This is a genomic window from Bradyrhizobium sp. BR2003 (genome assembly GCF_009720285.1).
GTDB classification, from domain to species: Bacteria; Pseudomonadota; Alphaproteobacteria; order Rhizobiales; family Xanthobacteraceae; genus Bradyrhizobium; species Bradyrhizobium elkanii.
The window spans coordinates 246,170-261,542 of sequence record NZ_SMYJ01000035.1 but is presented as its reverse complement, the minus strand read 5'-3'; the positions used below and the strand labels follow the sequence as shown (position 1 = coordinate 261,542).

At 64.9% G+C, this 15,373-nt stretch carries 15 protein-coding genes; 10 read left to right on the top strand and 5 right to left on the bottom strand.

Features of this window, described 5'->3' with window-relative positions:
* The 3 genes from E2I15_RS30210 (at nt 1) to E2I15_RS30200 (ending at nt 1,852) form a co-directional block, all read left to right on the top strand.
* Nucleotides 1-297 (top strand): DUF1330 domain-containing protein, encoded by a 297-nt coding sequence (locus E2I15_RS30210; RefSeq protein ID WP_016841510.1) that lies wholly within the window; start codon nt 1-3, stop codon nt 295-297.
* Nucleotides 298-368: 71 nt separating this feature from the next.
* Nucleotides 369-1,181 carry a 4-hydroxy-tetrahydrodipicolinate reductase gene (dapB, locus tag E2I15_RS30205; protein ID WP_016841511.1) on the top strand — a complete coding sequence of 271 codons (813 nt, stop codon included), beginning with the start codon at nt 369-371 and terminating at the stop codon, nt 1,179-1,181.
* Between the two features lie 47 nt (nt 1,182-1,228).
* Nucleotides 1,229-1,852 carry a 2,3-bisphosphoglycerate-dependent phosphoglycerate mutase gene (locus E2I15_RS30200; protein ID WP_137478341.1) on the top strand — a complete coding sequence of 208 codons (624 nt, stop codon included), beginning with the start codon at nt 1,229-1,231 and terminating at the stop codon, nt 1,850-1,852.
* 123 nt (nt 1,853-1,975) lie between these two features.
* Here E2I15_RS30200 and E2I15_RS30190 read toward each other — a convergent pair whose 3' ends face one another.
* Entirely contained in the window at nt 1,976-2,872 is an 897-nt protein-coding gene (locus tag E2I15_RS30190) for a methylated-DNA--[protein]-cysteine S-methyltransferase (protein WP_016841513.1), read from the bottom strand.
* A gap of 57 nt (nt 2,873-2,929) precedes the next feature.
* Complete coding sequence (locus tag E2I15_RS30185; RefSeq protein ID WP_137478342.1) at nt 2,930-3,481, bottom strand: DUF2244 domain-containing protein; 552 nt, start codon at nt 3,479-3,481, stop codon at nt 2,930-2,932.
* Between the two features lie 22 nt (nt 3,482-3,503).
* Here E2I15_RS30185 and nth point away from each other — a divergent pair, with 22 nt between their 5' ends.
* The 6 genes from nth to E2I15_RS30155 all read left to right on the top strand — a co-directional run bounded on the left by nth (nt 3,504) and on the right by E2I15_RS30155 (nt 10,427).
* Entirely contained in the window at nt 3,504-4,289 is a 786-nt protein-coding gene (nth, locus tag E2I15_RS30180) for an endonuclease III (RefSeq protein WP_137478343.1), read from the top strand.
* A gap of 106 nt (nt 4,290-4,395) precedes the next feature.
* A complete protein-coding gene (locus E2I15_RS30175) occupies nt 4,396-5,547 on the top strand; it encodes an HlyD family secretion protein (protein WP_137478344.1) in 1,152 nt (383 codons plus the stop codon).
* Nucleotides 5,534-7,162, top strand: coding sequence for an MFS transporter (locus E2I15_RS30170; RefSeq protein ID WP_137478345.1), 1,629 nt, complete (start codon nt 5,534-5,536; stop codon nt 7,160-7,162). The genes E2I15_RS30175 and E2I15_RS30170 overlap by 14 nt, the downstream gene beginning before the upstream one ends.
* A gap of 138 nt (nt 7,163-7,300) precedes the next feature.
* A complete protein-coding gene (locus E2I15_RS30165) occupies nt 7,301-8,353 on the top strand; it encodes a type III polyketide synthase (protein WP_137478512.1) in 1,053 nt (350 codons plus the stop codon).
* Complete coding sequence (locus E2I15_RS30160) at nt 8,350-8,862, top strand: isoprenylcysteine carboxyl methyltransferase family protein (RefSeq protein ID WP_137478346.1); 513 nt, start codon at nt 8,350-8,352, stop codon at nt 8,860-8,862. The genes E2I15_RS30165 and E2I15_RS30160 overlap by 4 nt, the downstream gene beginning before the upstream one ends.
* Nucleotides 8,863-8,924: 62 nt before the next feature.
* Nucleotides 8,925-10,427: a DHA2 family efflux MFS transporter permease subunit gene (locus tag E2I15_RS30155; RefSeq protein WP_137478513.1), complete on the top strand. Its 1,503-nt coding sequence runs from the start codon at nt 8,925-8,927 to the stop codon at nt 10,425-10,427.
* 123 nt (nt 10,428-10,550) lie between these two features.
* Here E2I15_RS30155 and E2I15_RS30150 read toward each other — a convergent pair whose 3' ends face one another.
* From E2I15_RS30150 to E2I15_RS30140, 3 genes are all read right to left on the bottom strand, one after another.
* Nucleotides 10,551-11,303: a sulfate transporter family protein gene (locus tag E2I15_RS30150; protein ID WP_137478347.1), complete on the bottom strand. Its 753-nt coding sequence runs from the start codon at nt 11,301-11,303 to the stop codon at nt 10,551-10,553.
* 205 nt (nt 11,304-11,508) lie between these two features.
* A complete protein-coding gene (locus E2I15_RS30145; RefSeq protein ID WP_137478348.1) occupies nt 11,509-12,921 on the bottom strand; it encodes an MFS transporter in 1,413 nt (470 codons plus the stop codon).
* A gap of 186 nt (nt 12,922-13,107) precedes the next feature.
* Entirely contained in the window at nt 13,108-14,031 is a 924-nt protein-coding gene (locus E2I15_RS30140) for a LysR family transcriptional regulator (protein WP_137478349.1), read from the bottom strand.
* Between the two features lie 169 nt (nt 14,032-14,200).
* On the opposite strand from E2I15_RS30140, the gene E2I15_RS30135 reads away from it, so the two are divergent.
* Nucleotides 14,201-15,370, top strand: a complete 1,170-nt coding sequence (locus tag E2I15_RS30135; RefSeq protein ID WP_137478350.1) for a CaiB/BaiF CoA transferase family protein — start codon at nt 14,201-14,203, stop codon at nt 15,368-15,370.
* The last annotated feature ends 3 nt before the right edge of the window (nt 15,371-15,373 follow it).

Here is a 15,373-nt window from a genome sequence, read left to right as displayed (position 1 = left end):
ATGGCGAAGGGATACTGGATTGGACGCGTCGACGTTCACAATGAGGAGGGCTACAAGCCCTACATGGCGGCCAACCCTGCCATCTTCCAGAAATTCGGCGGCAAGTTCATTGTGCGCGGTGGCAAGTTCACCGGCGTGGAGGGCCAGAGCCGCTCGCGCAACGTCGTGATCGAATTCCCCGATTACGCGACCGCGCTCGCTTGCTACCAGTCGCCGGAATACCAGGCCAACGTCAAGGTGCGGCAGCCGCATTCGATTGCCGACCTCATCATCATTGAGGGGCACGACAGCCCGTAGCCCTGATCGCGGGTGGCCGGTTCGGTTGCCGGAACAGCCTTGGCTCGCTATATCGCGTGGAGAGGTGAGCCATGGCTGACATGCGTCTGATTGTTGCGGGAGCCGGCGGCCGGATGGGCCGCACGCTGACGCGGGTGATTTCCGAGACCCCGGGGGCGGTGCTGGTCGGTGCGCTGGAAGCGCCGGGCTCGGAGCTGCTCGGCAAGGACGCCGGCGTGCTCGCCGGCCTCCCCGCCAATGACGTCAAGCTGTCGGCCGATCTGTGGTCGATGTCGGCCGGCGCCGACGGCATCCTGGATTTCACCGTGCCGGCCGCGACCATCGCCAATGTCGCGATCGCGGCCGAGCGCGGCCTCGTTCACGTCATCGGCACCACCGGGATGTCGCCGTCCGACGATGCGGTGATCCGCAGCGTGACCAACCGCGCCATCGTGGTGAAATCAGGCAATATGAGCCTCGGTGTCAATCTGCTCGCCGCGCTCGTCAAGCGCGTCGCGCAATCGCTCGACCAGAGCTTTGATATCGAAATTCTCGAGATGCACCACAAGTCCAAGATCGATGCGCCGTCGGGCACCGCCTTGATGCTCGGTGAAGCCGCGGCCGCGGGACGCGGAATCGCGCTCGACCAGCATTCGGCGCGCGGTCGCGACGGTCTCACCGGCGCGCGGCGCGCGGGCGATATCGGCTTTGCCTCATTGCGCGGCGGCACTGCGGCCGGCGATCACAGCGTGATCTTTGCCGGCCCCTCCGAGCGCATCACGCTCTCGCACCATGCAGAAGATCGCGCGCTGTTCGCGCAGGGCGCGCTGAAGGCGGCGCTGTGGGCCCATGGCAAGAAGCCCGGCATGTATTCGATGGCCGACGTCCTCGGGTTGAGCGACTGACGCCGCTCGACGGAATGAAATCCAGCTAAGCGAAAACGGAATCTGAAATGAGTGATCGTCTTCTTGTGCTCGTTCGTCACGGCCAAAGCGAATGGAATCTGAAGAACCTGTTCACCGGGTGGAAGGACCCTGATCTCACCGAGCAAGGTGTCAACGAAGCCAAGGAGGCCGGCCGCAAGCTGAAGGCGCAGGGCTTGTCGTTTGATGTCGCGTTCACCTCCGATCTCACCCGTGCGCAGCACACGCTGAAGCTGATGCTGGAGCAGATCGGCCAGACCGGATTGCCGACCACGAAGAATCTCGCGCTCAACGAACGCGACTACGGCGATCTCTCCGGCCTCAACAAGGACGAGGCCCGCAAAAAGTGGGGCGAGGACCAGGTCCTGATCTGGCGCCGTTCCTACGACGTGCCGCCGCCCGGCGGCGAAAGCCTGAAGGACACGCTGGCGCGTACGCTGCCCTACTACGTGCAGGAGATCCTGCCCGGCGTGCTGCGCGGCGAGCGCACGCTGATCGCCGCGCACGGCAATTCGCTACGCGCGCTGATCATGGTGCTGGAGAAGCTGACGCCGGAGCAGATCCTCAAGCGCGAGCTCGCAACCGGCGCGCCGGTGGTCTATCGGCTCAATGCCGATTCCACCGTCGCGTCAAAGGTCGATCTCGCGGGGTAAGGTTTGATGTTGTCATTCCGGGGCGATGCGCAGCATCGAACCCGGAATCTCGAGATTCCCCGATGCGCAATTGCGCATCCGAGGTCTGGTCCTTCGGACCATCCCGGAATGACGAGATAGAGGCTAGTGCAATCCGACCTGGCCGGCTTCCCAGCCCAGCATCGCCTGCTTGCGGGTGATGCCCCAGTGATAGCCGGTCAGCGCGCCGCTCTTGCCGAGTGCGCGATGGCAGGGCACCACGAACGACACCGGATTGCGGCCGACCGCGGCGCCGACCGCGCGCGAGGCCTTCGGGCTGTTGATCTTGCAGGCGATGTCGGAATAGCTGACCGCGCGGCCCATCGGGACCTTGAGCAGCGTCTCCCACACCCGCACCTCGAAGTCGGTGCCGATCAAGACGACGCGCAGCGGCTGATCTGCCCGCCACAACCTCGTATCGAACACGCGCTGCGCCAATGCGGTGGTGCCGTCGGTGTCCTCGACATAGGTCGCGTTCGGCCAGCGCCGCTTCATGTCGGCGAACGCGGTCTGCTCGTCGCCGTGATCGGCGAAGGCAAGCCCTGCAAGCCCGCGATCCGTTGCGATCACGATCGCGGTCCCAAACGGCGAGGGGTGGAAGCCGTAGCGCAGCGTCATGCCGCCGCCGCCGGTCTTCCATTCGCCCGGCGACATCGCCTCATGCGTGACGAACAAATCGTGCAGCCGTCCCGGCCCTGACAGGCCGGAGTCGAGTGCCGCATCGAGTACGCTGGCGGAATCGCGCAGCAGGTTCTTGGCGTGGTCCAGGGTCAGCGCCTGCATGAAAGCCTTCGGCGTCAGCCCGGCCCAGCGCCGGAACAGATGGTGCAGTTCATCCGGCGTGACGGCGGCGGCATCGGCCATCGCTTCGATGGTCGGCTGCGTGCGCCAGTGCTCCGAGATGAACGCGATGGCGCGCCGAACCGAGTCATAGTCGCGCAGCGCGGCGCTCTGGAGGCCCGGCTTGGCCAGACGCTGGTCGTGTATGGCGAGTGTCATCATGGTGTCTGATTTAGGAGTCATGGCTCGTCCAAACCACCCGATTTCCGACAAGCTCGATCAAGCAATGGGATTGTAAGTCGGGCCGCGTTTCGCGGCGTTGAGCGCGGCACTCAAGGCCTTGGAAAAACTCGCCTTTTCGTCTGGACCCAGGAAGCTGCCGACGCTCACCCGGCGGCCCCTGGAGACCAGATAGAGTCGCTCGATGCCGAACTCCTCGTGCGAGATCTGTTCGAACCGCACCCAGAGCGGATTGAGCACCCATTCCGCCACATGACCGCGATGGCTGATCCTGCGCACCCGCAGTTCCGACGGCGTGACGGTGATCTCCTCGCTCGCCTTAGCGGTGCGGAAATTGACCCTGAACGCCCAATAGATCACCAGCGCGTCGAGGCCGAAGAAGCCGAAGATCGGCCAGGCGCCGAGCCACCAGAACACTGCGCCGGCGATGAAGCTGACCGCGGTGACGAACGACATCAGCACGATAAAGCCGGTGCGGTTCAGCGAGCGGTGCGGCGTCAGCAGTGCCGAGAACAGTTTGGGCTCCGCCTCAGCCGCGAGGTCATCGGCCCTGAGGTCTTCGCCCGGATCAAAGTCGTTGCCTGCGGTCATGACGTATCAGTATATCCGGTTCATGGCCAAAATCATCCGCTCTCAACGCGCCAGCACGTCAAGCGTTCGCTCCGCACCGAAGAAGAAAGCCGCGAAAGCGGCAACGCTGCTGCCCAAACCCGGGGCAAAGAAGGCGGCCAAGAAGGTCGCCAAGCGGATCACAAAGCCGAAGCCATGGACATCGGAGGAGGTCTACGAGGCTTTCGACCGGTTCCGCAAAGCCAATCCCGAGCCAAAGGGCGAACTCGAGCACCTCAACCCCTACACGCTGCTGGTCGCGGTGGTGCTGTCGGCACAGGCGACCGACGCCGGCGTCAACAAGGCGACGCGGGCGCTGTTTGCAATCGCCGACACGCCGAAGAAGATGCTCGAGCTCGGCGAAGACAAGGTGCGCGACTACATCAAGACCATCGGGCTCTATCGCAACAAGGCCAGGAACGTCATCGCGCTCTCGCAGAAGCTGATCGCCGAGTTCGGCGGCGAGGTGCCGCGCACGCGCGCCGAGATCGAGTCGCTACCCGGCGCCGGCCGCAAGACCGCGAATGTCGTGCTCAACATGGCATTCGGCGAGCACACGATGGCGGTCGACACCCATGTGTTTCGCGTCGGCAACCGCACCGGCCTCGCGCCCGGCAAGACGCCGCTCGAGGTCGAGCTGGGATTGGAAAGGGTGATCCCGACCGAGTTCATGCTGCACGCCCATCACTGGCTGATCCTGCATGGCCGCTACACCTGCCTCGCCCGTGGTCCACGTTGCGACGTATGCCTGATCAATGATCTCTGCCGGTGGCCGGAGAAGACCGTCTGAGGCATGATTGTCATCATGTGCTATCAGAGCGTTTTCGAGCGAAGTGGATACCGGTTCGCGTGATAGGTTTGTCGGCTGTTCCGGTGCGTGATTGAGGGAGTGCGGTGTGGCAGAGCAGGTTGAAGATGGTCCGTCACCCGCCAGCCCGACCGCGCCTGCCGTAGCGGCAGCACCAGCCAAGCCGCAATCAGTAGCAAACGGCTTCTGGAGCCGTTTCGCGATTCCGCTGTTTGCCGTGCTCATTGCGCTGGTGTTCGTCGCGGTGGCGACCAGTCGCTGGGATGCCTGGGTCGGCAGCGCCACGATCCAGACCACCAATGATGCCTATGTGCGCGCCGAATTGACCCAGCTCTCCAGCCGCGTATCGGGCGAGGTGCTCACCGTCGCCGTCTCCGATTTCCAGCGCGTCAAGGCCGGCGATCTCTTGGTGCAGATCGATCCGGCCGATTACCAGGCGCAGGTGGCGCAGGCCGAGGCCGGCGTGGTCGGTGCGCAGGCCGCGCTCGACAACCTCAACAACCAGGTCGAGCTGCAATATGCGACCATCGCGCAGGCTGAGGCTGCGCGGCTGTCCGCAGAGGCGCAGCAAACCCTGGCGCGCCAGGAGGAAGAGCGTCAGCAGTCGTTGTCGCAAACCGACGCCGGCACGCGGCAGCGGCTCGAGCAGGCGACCGCATCCTACGCCAAGGCGGAGGCCGACGTGCGCGCCAGCCGCGCGGTCATCGCGGCGCAGCGCCATCAGCTCGAGGTCTTGCAGGGTACCAAGAAGCAGCGTGCCGCCGACCTCGACGCCGCCAAGGCGCTGCTGGCATCGGCCAAGCTCAAGCTCGGCTACACCAAGATCGTCGCGCCGTTCGACGGCGTCACCGGCGAGCGCCAGGTGCAGCCGGGCGACTACGTCAACATCGGCGCCAATCTGATCAACGTCGTGCCGCTGCCGAACGTCTATGTGATCGCCAACTACAAGGAGACCCAGCTGACCAACGTCAAGCCGGGCCAGCCGGTCGAGGTCACCGTGGATACATTCTCCGGCCAGAAGCTGCGCGGCGTCGTCGAGCGCATCGCGCCGGCGAGCGGATCGCAATTCGCGTTGCTGCCGCCCGATAACGCCACCGGCAATTTCACCAAGGTGGTGCAGCGCATCCCGGTGCGTATCCAGTTCGACAACGGCCAGCCATTGCTCGAGCGCCTGCTGCCGGGCATGTCGGTGGTCACGCGGATCGACACCGGCGAGGCGGTCGCCAATGGCGGAAAGTGACGACGGACACAGCGGTCCGGTCTCGCGCGGCGACGTCGCGCGCTATCCGCTGTTCGCGGTCGTCGCCGTGCTGCTCGGCGCGTTCCTGGCGAATTTCGACAGCCGCCTGACCTCGGTCGGCCTGCCCGATTTGCGCGGTGCGTTCTCGCTCAGCTTCGACGAGGGCGCCTGGCTTTCGACGGCCGCCATCGGCTCGCAGATCTTCGTCGCGCCTGCGGTGGCCTGGCTTGCCACCGTGTTCGGCCTGCGCCGCGTGCTCGGCATTCCGAGCCTGGTCTATGCCGTGGTCTCGCTGACCATCCCGTTCGTGCGCGACTACACCATGTTGATCGCGCTCAGCATCGCCCACGGCATGCTGCTCGGCACTTTCGTGCCTGCGACGCTGATGATCATCCTGCGCAATTTGCCGATCCGATGGTGGCTGCCGGCGATCGCGATGTACTCGATCCGCGTCGGCTTCGCGCTCGATTCGTCGAGCTCGCTGGTTGGTCTCTATGTCGAGCATCTCGGCTGGCAGTGGCTGTATTGGCAGGGCGTGGTGATCGCGCCGCTGATGGGGCTGATGGTGTATCTCGGCACGCCGAACGAGCCCGTCAATCGCGACCTGCTGCACCATGCCGATTGGGGCGGCATGCTGCTGCTCGGCGCCGGGGTGTCGATGGTCTATGCCGGACTGGATCAGGGCAACCGGCTGGACTGGCTCTCGTCCGGCACCGTGATGGCGCTCCTGATCGGTGGCGGGCTGTTGATCATCGCCTTCATGATCAACGAAATGGTCGCGCGCCGGCCCTGGGCGCATTTCAACGTGCTGTTCTCGCGCAATATCGGGCTCTCGTTGATCGTCATCCTGCTGTACACGCTGACCAGCCTGTCGAATTCGTCGCTGGTGCCGAACTTCCTTGGCACCGTCGGCGCGCTGCGGCCGGAGCAGTCGGGCGTGCTGCTGTTCACCTACGGCGCGCTGCCGATGTTCGCGCTGGTGCCGATCTCGATTTTGCTGCTGCGCCACCTCGATCCGCGCATCGTCGTGGCGCTCGGCTTCTCGGCGTTCGCGGCGGCCAATCTCTGGGGCACGCAGCTGAGCCATGTCTGGGCGCGCGAGGATTTCGTCGGCGTCGTCCTGCTCACGTCGATCGGGCAGGCGTTCACGCTGCTGCCGATCATCATCATGGCGCTGTCGAATTCCGATCCGTCGCGGGCGACGGCGTTCGCGGCCTATATCCAGATCATGCGCCTTGGCGGCGCCGAGATCGGCGTCGCGCTGATGGGGACCTGGCTGCGGGTCCGCGAGCAGATCCATTCCAACTATCTCGGACAGCATGTGCAGAACGGCGATATCGACGTCGTGAACCTGCTCGAGCGGCTGGCAGGTGAATTTTCCGGCCACGGCATCGGGACAGCGACAGGCCGCGCCGTCGGCACGCTGGCGGCGCTGGTGCAGCGCGAGGCCAACACGCTCGCCTATATCGACGGCTTCTGGCTGTGCTTCTGGCTCGCGATCCTGGCGCTGGTCCTGGTCGCCTTGATCACGCGCGCGCCGCAGGGCCCGTTGTCGCCGGCGCCGCTTGGCTTCGTGAAGAACGTGATCCGCAGGCCGGGCGCCGCCGCTTCCTGATTTGCGAGGAAGGCACGGATATCGCCGCCGGGTCAATTTATAGTGAATGCGGCGCTCGCGCTATGTCGCAAGCGTGTTGAAATATTTTGCTCATCGCGCGGTTCCAAGAGCGGGGGGAATGGAGCCACGATGATCGAGATAAAGCAGACGGCCGCGCTTGTTTCCCTGGCGACGGCGGTTCCACCGCATCTATTCCATCAGGGACAGGTCCTGCAGGCCGCGCGTAATCTCCTCGCCGACCGCTATGCCGAATTCGAGACGCTCTCCAGCTTGTTCGCCAACACCGGCATCCAGCATCGCTACGGCGTCAAGCCGATCGAATGGTATCTCGAACGGCGCGGCTGGCCGGAGCGAACGCTGGCGTTTCTCGAGGGTGCGGAGACGCTGTATGTCGACGTGGCCCGCAAGGCGATTGCGCGCGCCGACCTGACCGGCGGAGACATCGATATCGTGGTCACGGTGTGTTCGACGGGAATAGCCACGCCGTCGCTGGAGGCGCGCGTCGCCGGCAAGCTCGGTCTGCGGACGGATGTGTCGCGCGTGCCGGTGTTCGGCCTCGGCTGCGCGGGCGGCGTGTCCGGCCTGTCGATCGCGGCGCGGCTGGCCGAAGCGCGGCCGGGAGCGAACGTGCTGCTGGTTGCGCTCGAGCTCTGCACGCTCGCGGTCCGGCACGACGAGCTCACCAAGGCAAACATCGTTGCGGCCAGCCTGTTCGGCGATGGTGCGGCCGCGATCGTGCTGCGAGCCGGGGACGGTGGTGCGACGCGGATCGAGGCGACGGGTGAAAAGCTGTGGCCGGACACGCTCGACATCATGGGCTGGACGGTCGATCCGGAAGGATTCGGCGTGGTTTTTCAGCGAACCATTCCGGATTTCGTCCGCGACCATGTTGGGCCGGCCGTTACCGAGATCCTCGCGCGGATGCAGCTGAGGGCCGATGACGTCGACCGCTTCCTTTGCCATCCCGGCGGCGCCAAGGTCATCGCCGCGCTGGAACGGGCACTCGCGCTCGATCAGGGCACGCTCGATCACGAACGCGACGTCATCGCGGCTTGTGGCAACATGTCGGGCCCGACGGTTCTCTTTGTTCTCGAGCGTGCCTGCGCCGAGGGATTGCCGCCGCGCTCGCTGCTCACGGCGCTCGGGCCGGGCTTCACGCTCAGCTGCGTTGCGCTCAGGCACGCGGCGTGAGCTTCGCGTCGGTCATCCTCGCGCTGGTCACGCTGCAGCGTCTCGGCGAGCTCGTGCTGTCACGTCGCAACACGGAGCGGCTTCTCGCACGAGGCGCGGTCGAGGTCGGCGCCAATCACTACCCGCTCATTGTCCTGGTTCACGCCGGCTGGCTGACCGCGCTGTGGATCTGGGGCTGCGACCAGGACGTCAATCTGGCCGCGCTGGCGGGTTTTCTGCTGCTGCAGGGCTTGCGGGTGTGGGTCCTTGCCGCGCTCGGGCCGCGATGGACCACGCGGATCGTCGTGCTGCCGGGCGCGCCGCTGGTCACATCCGGGCCGTACCGATATTTCCCGCATCCAAACTACGTAGTCGTGGTCGGTGAAATCGTGCTGCTACCCCTCGCACTGCACCTGCCGCGATTGGCGCTGATCTTTACCCTCGTCAATCTCGCGGTGCTTGCGCTCCGGATTCGGGTCGAGAACCGCGCGCTCTCCGTTTCCGACTGGCCACGCGCAAGCAGGCCATGAGCAAGGGGGCGGATCACCGAACAGACGGCCCATCGGCTGCAACCTGGGCCGGCTTCCTCCTGATGTGCTTCGGCATGTTCATGGCTATTCTCGACATCCAGGTCGTCGCAACCTCGTTGCCGACGATCCAGCGCGCGCTTGCGATCTCGCCGGCGGCGATGAGCTGGATTCAGACCGCCTATCTGATCGCGGAAGTGATCGCGATCCCGCTGACCGGCCTGTTCACGCATGCGCTGTCGTTGCGATGGCTGTTCGCGCTTGCCGTGAGCCTGTTCACCGTCGCGTCGGTCGGCTGCGCCCTCAGCGGCGGTTTTGCGGCGCTGCTGGCGTTTCGCGTGCTGCAGGGATTTTCCGGCGGCGTCCTGATCCCCGCAGTGTTCTCCGCCGTGTTCACGCTGTTCCCGGCACGGCTTCATCCGGTGGCCACCACGATCGGCGGCGTCGTCGCGGTGCTCGCGCCGACCGTTGGACCCGTCGTCGGCGGCTGGATCACGCAGACCTGGTCCTGGCCGTGGCTGTTCCTGGCCAATCTGGTTCCGGGAACGGTGACAGCCGTGGTCACCCCGTTGCTGCTACCGAAGGAAGGCGTGCAGCTTCGCGCGTTCTTCAGGCTGGATAAATGGTCGCTCGTCCTGCTCGCAGCGACGCTCGCAAGCTTGATGATTGGTCTGAAGGAAGCGCCGCAACGCGGTTGGGCCGCGATGCCTTGTCTCGGCCTGCTGATCGGAAGCATTGCCGGGACGGCGCTGCTGATCCGGCGCACGCTCCGCGCGGCCTATCCGATCGCGCAATTGACGCTTTTCAAGCGGCGTCCGTTCGCGATCGGTTGCGCACTGAGCTTTTGCCTCGGCATTGGCCTGTATGGATCGACCTATCTGATGCCGGTATTCCTTGGTTTCGTCCGCCGCCATGACGCCTTCGAGATCGGCACCGTCATGCTGGTCACGGGAGTTGCGCAGCTCGTCGCGGCGCCGCTCGCGGCAATCCTCGAAAGCCGCATCGGTGCGCGGCGGTTGACCGGCGCGGGCTTCGCCTTGTTCGCGCTCGGCCTCGGCTGGAGCGCCATTCAGCCGCGCACGGCGGATTTTGGCGAGATGTTCTGGCCGCAGGTCGTGCGCGGTGTCGCGATCATGTTCTGCCTGCTGCCGCCGACGCGCATTGCGCTGGGCGCCCTTCCGGAGACGGAGATTGCCGACGCCAGCGGACTGTTCAACCTGATGCGCAATCTGGGCGGCGCGATCGGGATCGCCCTGATCGATACCATCCTCTATGGGCGAAGCCCGATCTATGGCGAGGATTTCCGCGTGCGCCTGCTGGCGGGGGATGTCACCGCGGCGCAGGCGATCGCTCTCGATCCGAAGTTGCTGATCGATCGCCCGCCGGGTCTGCCGGACGACGCGACGGTGGCGTTCATCCGGCCGTTGGTCGAACGGGCGTCTCTCGCACTCACGGTCAACGAGGCATGGGCGATGCTCACCTGCGTGGCGATCGTCGGACTGCTGCTCGTGCCATTCGCAAGCGATCGGGTACCGGCATCGCTGCCGGTGCTCCCGGATACCACCTAAAGCGCGATGTGATTGGGTGTATCGTCATCGCGCTTTAGTCCCTTGTTTGAGCATGATCTCCGCGCAAACGCGTCCCGCGTTTGTCGCGAGGGAAAGCCGCTTCGCACTTTTCCGGATCATGCTTTAGACCGAGGACACGTTGGTTCGCCGCGCCGGCTCGATCAGCTCGCGCCGCGGGCCCGACAGCCGCTTGTACATGTGCACCATGAAGGCCATGCCGAACAGCGGCGTCGCCAGATTGACGATCGGGATCGAGACGAAAGCGGCGATGAACAGGCCTGCGGTAAAGACTGTCGCCGCGTTCTCCTTGCGCATCGCCTTGGCGTCATCAGGCGAGCGGAACCGCATCGCCGCAAGCTCGAAATATTCGCGGCCGAGCAGCCAGGCCGTCGCGATGAAGAAGATGATGAAGCCTGCGCCCGCGAACAGCACGAACGGGAGCGCGACCAAATAGACCAGGATCGTCAGCAGCGCAGTCTTGACGCCCTCGATCGTCGCGAGCGTGACCGGCAACGCCACGCCGGGATGGTCGGCCGGATAATGCTCGCGCTCGACATGGTCGGCGACGTCGTCGACAAACAGGCTCGCCACCAGCGAGGTGATCGCGGGCATCAGGAAGATGCCGCCGAGCACGACACCAAGGCCCGCCGAGATCGAAACGATCCAGGACAGCACATGCAGCGTGGAATGGAAGTTGGGGCCGAGCATGCCTTCGGCCCAGACCTCGCCATAGTCGGCAAACCAGCTCAGCAGCCGCTGCAATCCGATCGCCAGCACGGTGATCAGCACCAGCGCAAGCCCGATCGAGCGCCACAGGATCGAGCGCATCGGCGGCGACAGGATTTGCGAAAGCGCCTTGACGGCGGCGGCTAACATGAATGGGTTACCTCTGCACAAATGACCCGCGAGAGGTAGACACCCAATATGGCTTCGGCAAGTGCCGTTTGTGCCGCGGTGAGAGCGTTTTCGAGCGAAAGACTCTAAAGCGCGATGAGATTAGGTTGGATCATCATCGCGCTTTAGCTCCTTGTTTGCGCATGATCTTTTCGGAAAACCGCTTCGCATTTTTCCGGATCATGCTCTAGGCGTCGAGCGGCCTGCCGCGGACGTTCGGCCCCCAGACACCGATAGCAATGATCACAATGACCATCGCCGCGGTGATCAGGCCGAATACCCCGCCGACGCCGGCCTCCTTCAGCATGAACGCCACGATGAAGCCGGAGAAGGTCGCGCTGAGCCGGCTCATCGAATAGACGAGGCCCGCGGCGCGCGCCCGGATCGCGGTCGGGAATACCTCGGTCTGGTAGGCGTGATAGGCGTAGGACAGCGTCATGTTGGCGCCCGTCACCAGCACGCCGCTGGCGATCAGCAGCACCGGCCCGGTCAGCTGCGAGAAGGCGAGGCCGAACACCGAGATCGCGGCGGCCGCGCCGCAGATGATCCATTTGCGCTCGAAACGGTCGGCGAAGGTTGCGGCCAGGAGCGGCGCGAGTGGATAGGCGAAGGCGATGATGAAGGAATATTGCAGGCTCTTGGTGACGTTGATGCCCTTTTGCACCAGCAGCGCCGGCACCCAGTTGGAGAAGCCGTAGACGCCGAACGCCTGGCAGAGATTGAAGATCATGAACAGCGCGACCAGCGAGACGTAGGGTGGCCTGAACAGGTCGGCATAGCCGGTCTCGGCCGGCGCGCGTGCCGGTGCGGTTGCGATCGCGGGGGCAGGACGCGGCGCAGCCGTGTGCGATGCGGCCTCGAGCGTCCGCATGATCCTCTCGGCCTCGGCGGTGCGGCCATGGCGGGCCAGCCAGAGCGGGCTTTCCGGAACGTAGAGCCGCAGTACCCAGATGATCATGCTGGCCGTGGCGCCGATCAGCACCACCCAGCGCCAGCCGTCGATGCCGTGAGGCGAGAGCGGCACCAGCCACCACGACAGCGCGGCGACAACAGGCACCGCCGACAGCATCACCGCCTGGTTGATCGCAAAGGCCCGACCGCGCATCCAGCTCGGCACCAGCTCGGTGATGTAGGCGTCGATGGTGATGACCTCGATGCCGATCCCGATCCCGGCGATGAAGCGCCACAGCAGCAGGCCGCCGGGTGTGGTCTGGCACGCCATGATCACCGATGCCGCGCTGTAGAACAGCAGCGAATAGGTGAAGACCGCCTTGCGCCCGAAACGATCGGCGAGGAAGCCGAGGCAGAAGGTGCCGATGAACAGGCCGGCGAAGGTCGCCGCGACGAAGGCGCCGATCCCGGAGAAGCCGAAGAACGCCTGGGTCGTCGTGGTCATCAAGCCGCTGCGGGCAAGGCCCGGCGCGATATAGCCGGTGAAGAACAGATCGTAGATTTCGAAGCAGCCGCCGAGCGAGAGCAGGATCACCAGCCGCCAGACAAGGCCGGAGGTGGGCAGCGCCTCGAGCCGTCGCGAAATCTGGTCGGGTCCGCTGGTCGTGTTGGCGAGATCGGCGACCGAGCCGAGTTCGACGGCGCTCATGATGGTCCTCCCCGAATGGTGCAACGGCCGCCCCTCTTGCGAGGGCGTGCCGGACGCGCATGTTTGGGCAGCCGGGAGCCAGAAATCCAGACGAACATATCGAAGGAAACGTTCGATATTTTCGATGGCGCTGTTTCTGGCACGCTTGCTTCACGCGAACCGGCGCCCACTTCGCGTGAAAGCGCTCTAGATCAGGAGCGTCGCCTCCCAGGCGCCGCGGCCCACCTGGTCTGCGATCAGGGCGCGGATCAGGCGGCACATCTCCTCCATGACGTAGGTCATCGGGCGGTTGCGCAAGCGGCAAAGATAGAGGGTGCGGGTCAGCTTTGGTTCGATGACTTCGCGCGCGACCAGCAATCGTGCCTTCAGCGGCTCGCTGACGAAATGGGTGGTCGCAATCGTGCAGCCCAGGCCCGCGGTCAGCGCGCCGATCATGCCGCTGGTCGAGTTGAGGTGCATGATCGCATTGGCCTCGAGCCGCTTCAGCAGCACGGGATCATCCAGCAGTGCGCGCGCCGACAGCCCGTACCGCAACAGGATCAGGGGCAGCCGCGTCACCTCCTCGAAGCTGATTGGCGTTTTCTTGCCGATCAGCTTCTCGGTGCCGACGCAGAACATCTGTTCCTCCAGCACCGGCTCGGCGATCAGGTCCTTTTCCGACGGCGGATTGTAGACCAGCGCGAGGTCGACCTCGGAGCTCAGCAGATGCAGCAGTGTCGCACCGGAGAGACTCTCGGTCAGCGACAGCTTCAGGTTCGGATATTTCGTCAGCACGGTCCGCATCAGCGGCACGCCGATCGCCTTCATCCCGGAATTGGCCATGCCGATCGAGATATCGCCGGCGATCGCGCTGGCGCCTTCCTTGATCTCGCGCTCGGCCGCCGCCATCGCGCGCAGGATGATGCGGGCATGTTCATAGAGCCGCTCGCCCGCCGCGGTCGGTTCCATGCCGCGCGGCTTGCGCTCGAACAGCGGCGTGGCGAATTCCGCCTCGAGATTGGCGATGTGGTGGCTGAGCGCGGATTGCGCGACGTTGGCCTGGTCCGCTGCCCGCGACAGGTTGCGCTGCTCGTAAACCGCGATGAAATAGCGAAGCTGGCGCGAATCCATGAGGGTTCAGCGTTCTAGAACCGCGAATACACTATTCGACAGATTATATTTTTCAGATAGCGTGCGGAAGCCTAACCTGCGCCGATCACAAAGCGTTTTCGAGCGAAGGATACCGGTTCGCATGAAGAAAACGCGTCAGAACAAGAGCGCAACGAGCACGGAGAAACCGATGACCGGGAGCGGACTGCCGCTGGAAGGCGTGAGGGTCGTCGAGATGACCCACATGGTGATGGGGCCGACCTGCGGCATGATCCTGGCGCAACTCGGCGCCGAGGTGATCAAGGTCGAACCGCCCGCCGGCGACAAGACCCGTTCGCTCGGCGGCATGGGGGTGTCGTTCTTCCCGCTGTTCAACCGCGGCAAGCGCAGCGTCGTGCTGGACTTCGCCCAGCCCGAGGACCGCGACACCATGCACCGGCTGCTCGCCGGCGCCGACGTGTTCCTGGAGAATTTCCGCGACGGCCAGCTCGAAAAGCAGGGGCTTGGCGCCGAGCAGCTTCGCCAAAGATATCCGCAGCTGATCATCGCCGGCCACAAGGGCTTTCTGTCCGGCCCCTACGATCATCGCCCGGCGCTCGACGAGGTCGTGCAGATGATGTCGGGGCTCGCCGCGATGACCGGCACGCGCGACAAGCCGCAGCGCGTCGGTTCCTCCGCCAACGACATCATGGGCGGCATGTTCGGGGTGATCTCGATCCTCGCCGCGCTCTATCAGAGGCGCGGCGGCGACAGGAGCGGCGCCGACATCCGCATCGGCCTGTTCGAGAACTGCCTGTTCCTGGTCGCCCAGCACATGGTCGAGTACGAGATGACCGGACGCAAGCCGCGCTCGATGCCGGAACGCGAGCATGCCTGGCCGATCTACGACATCTTCGATGCCGCCGGCGGCGATCGCATCTTCATCGGCGTCGTCACCGAAGGTCATTGGCAGAGCTTCTGCCGCGAATTCGGCCTCACTGAGTTCGCCGCCGATCCGACGCTGCGCTCGACCACGGACCGCATCATGGCGCGCGACCGGATCATTCCGCGCGTCGCCGCGGTGATCAAAGACTGGAACGTGGCCGACTTGTCGGCAAGGCTCGACGCGCTCAACATCTGCTTCTCACCGATCAACCGGCCGGAGGATCTGCTCAGGGATCCGCATGTGCTGCGTCCCGGCGGTCTGGTCAACAACGTGAACGCCGACGGCAAGCCGTTCCGCGTCCCCGCGCTGCCGCTCGAATGGAACGGCCGCAACATCGGCGAAGGCCTGAAAGTGCCGGTGCTGGGCGCCGATACCGACGCGGTGCGCGCCGAGCTCGCACAACAGACAATTTCATCAACCGGAAACGCTGCGTGAGGC

Bases quoted from the DNA above. Each gene is read 5' to 3' on its own strand.
- dapB (WP_016841511.1), top strand. From the start codon at position 369: ATGGCTGACATGCGTCTGATTGTTGCGGGAGCCGGCGGCCGGATGGGC.
- E2I15_RS30190 (WP_016841513.1), bottom strand. From the start codon at position 2,872: ATGATGACACTCGCCATACACGACCAGCGTCTGGCCAAGCCGGGCCTC.
- E2I15_RS30210 (WP_016841510.1), top strand. From the start codon at position 1: ATGGCGAAGGGATACTGGATTGGACGCGTCGACGTTCACAATGAGGAG.
- E2I15_RS30140 (WP_137478349.1), bottom strand. From the start codon at position 14,031: ATGGATTCGCGCCAGCTTCGCTATTTCATCGCGGTTTACGAGCAGCGC.
- E2I15_RS30135 (WP_137478350.1), top strand. From the start codon at position 14,201: ATGACCGGGAGCGGACTGCCGCTGGAAGGCGTGAGGGTCGTCGAGATG.
- nth (WP_137478343.1), top strand. From the start codon at position 3,504: ATGGCCAAAATCATCCGCTCTCAACGCGCCAGCACGTCAAGCGTTCGC.
- E2I15_RS30170 (WP_137478345.1), top strand. From the start codon at position 5,534: ATGGCGGAAAGTGACGACGGACACAGCGGTCCGGTCTCGCGCGGCGAC.
- E2I15_RS30155 (WP_137478513.1), top strand. From the start codon at position 8,925: ATGTGCTTCGGCATGTTCATGGCTATTCTCGACATCCAGGTCGTCGCA.
- E2I15_RS30150 (WP_137478347.1), bottom strand. From the start codon at position 11,303: ATGTTAGCCGCCGCCGTCAAGGCGCTTTCGCAAATCCTGTCGCCGCCG.
- E2I15_RS30185 (WP_137478342.1), bottom strand. From the start codon at position 3,481: ATGACCGCAGGCAACGACTTTGATCCGGGCGAAGACCTCAGGGCCGAT.
- E2I15_RS30145 (WP_137478348.1), bottom strand. From the start codon at position 12,921: ATGAGCGCCGTCGAACTCGGCTCGGTCGCCGATCTCGCCAACACGACC.
- E2I15_RS30200 (WP_137478341.1), top strand. From the start codon at position 1,229: ATGAGTGATCGTCTTCTTGTGCTCGTTCGTCACGGCCAAAGCGAATGG.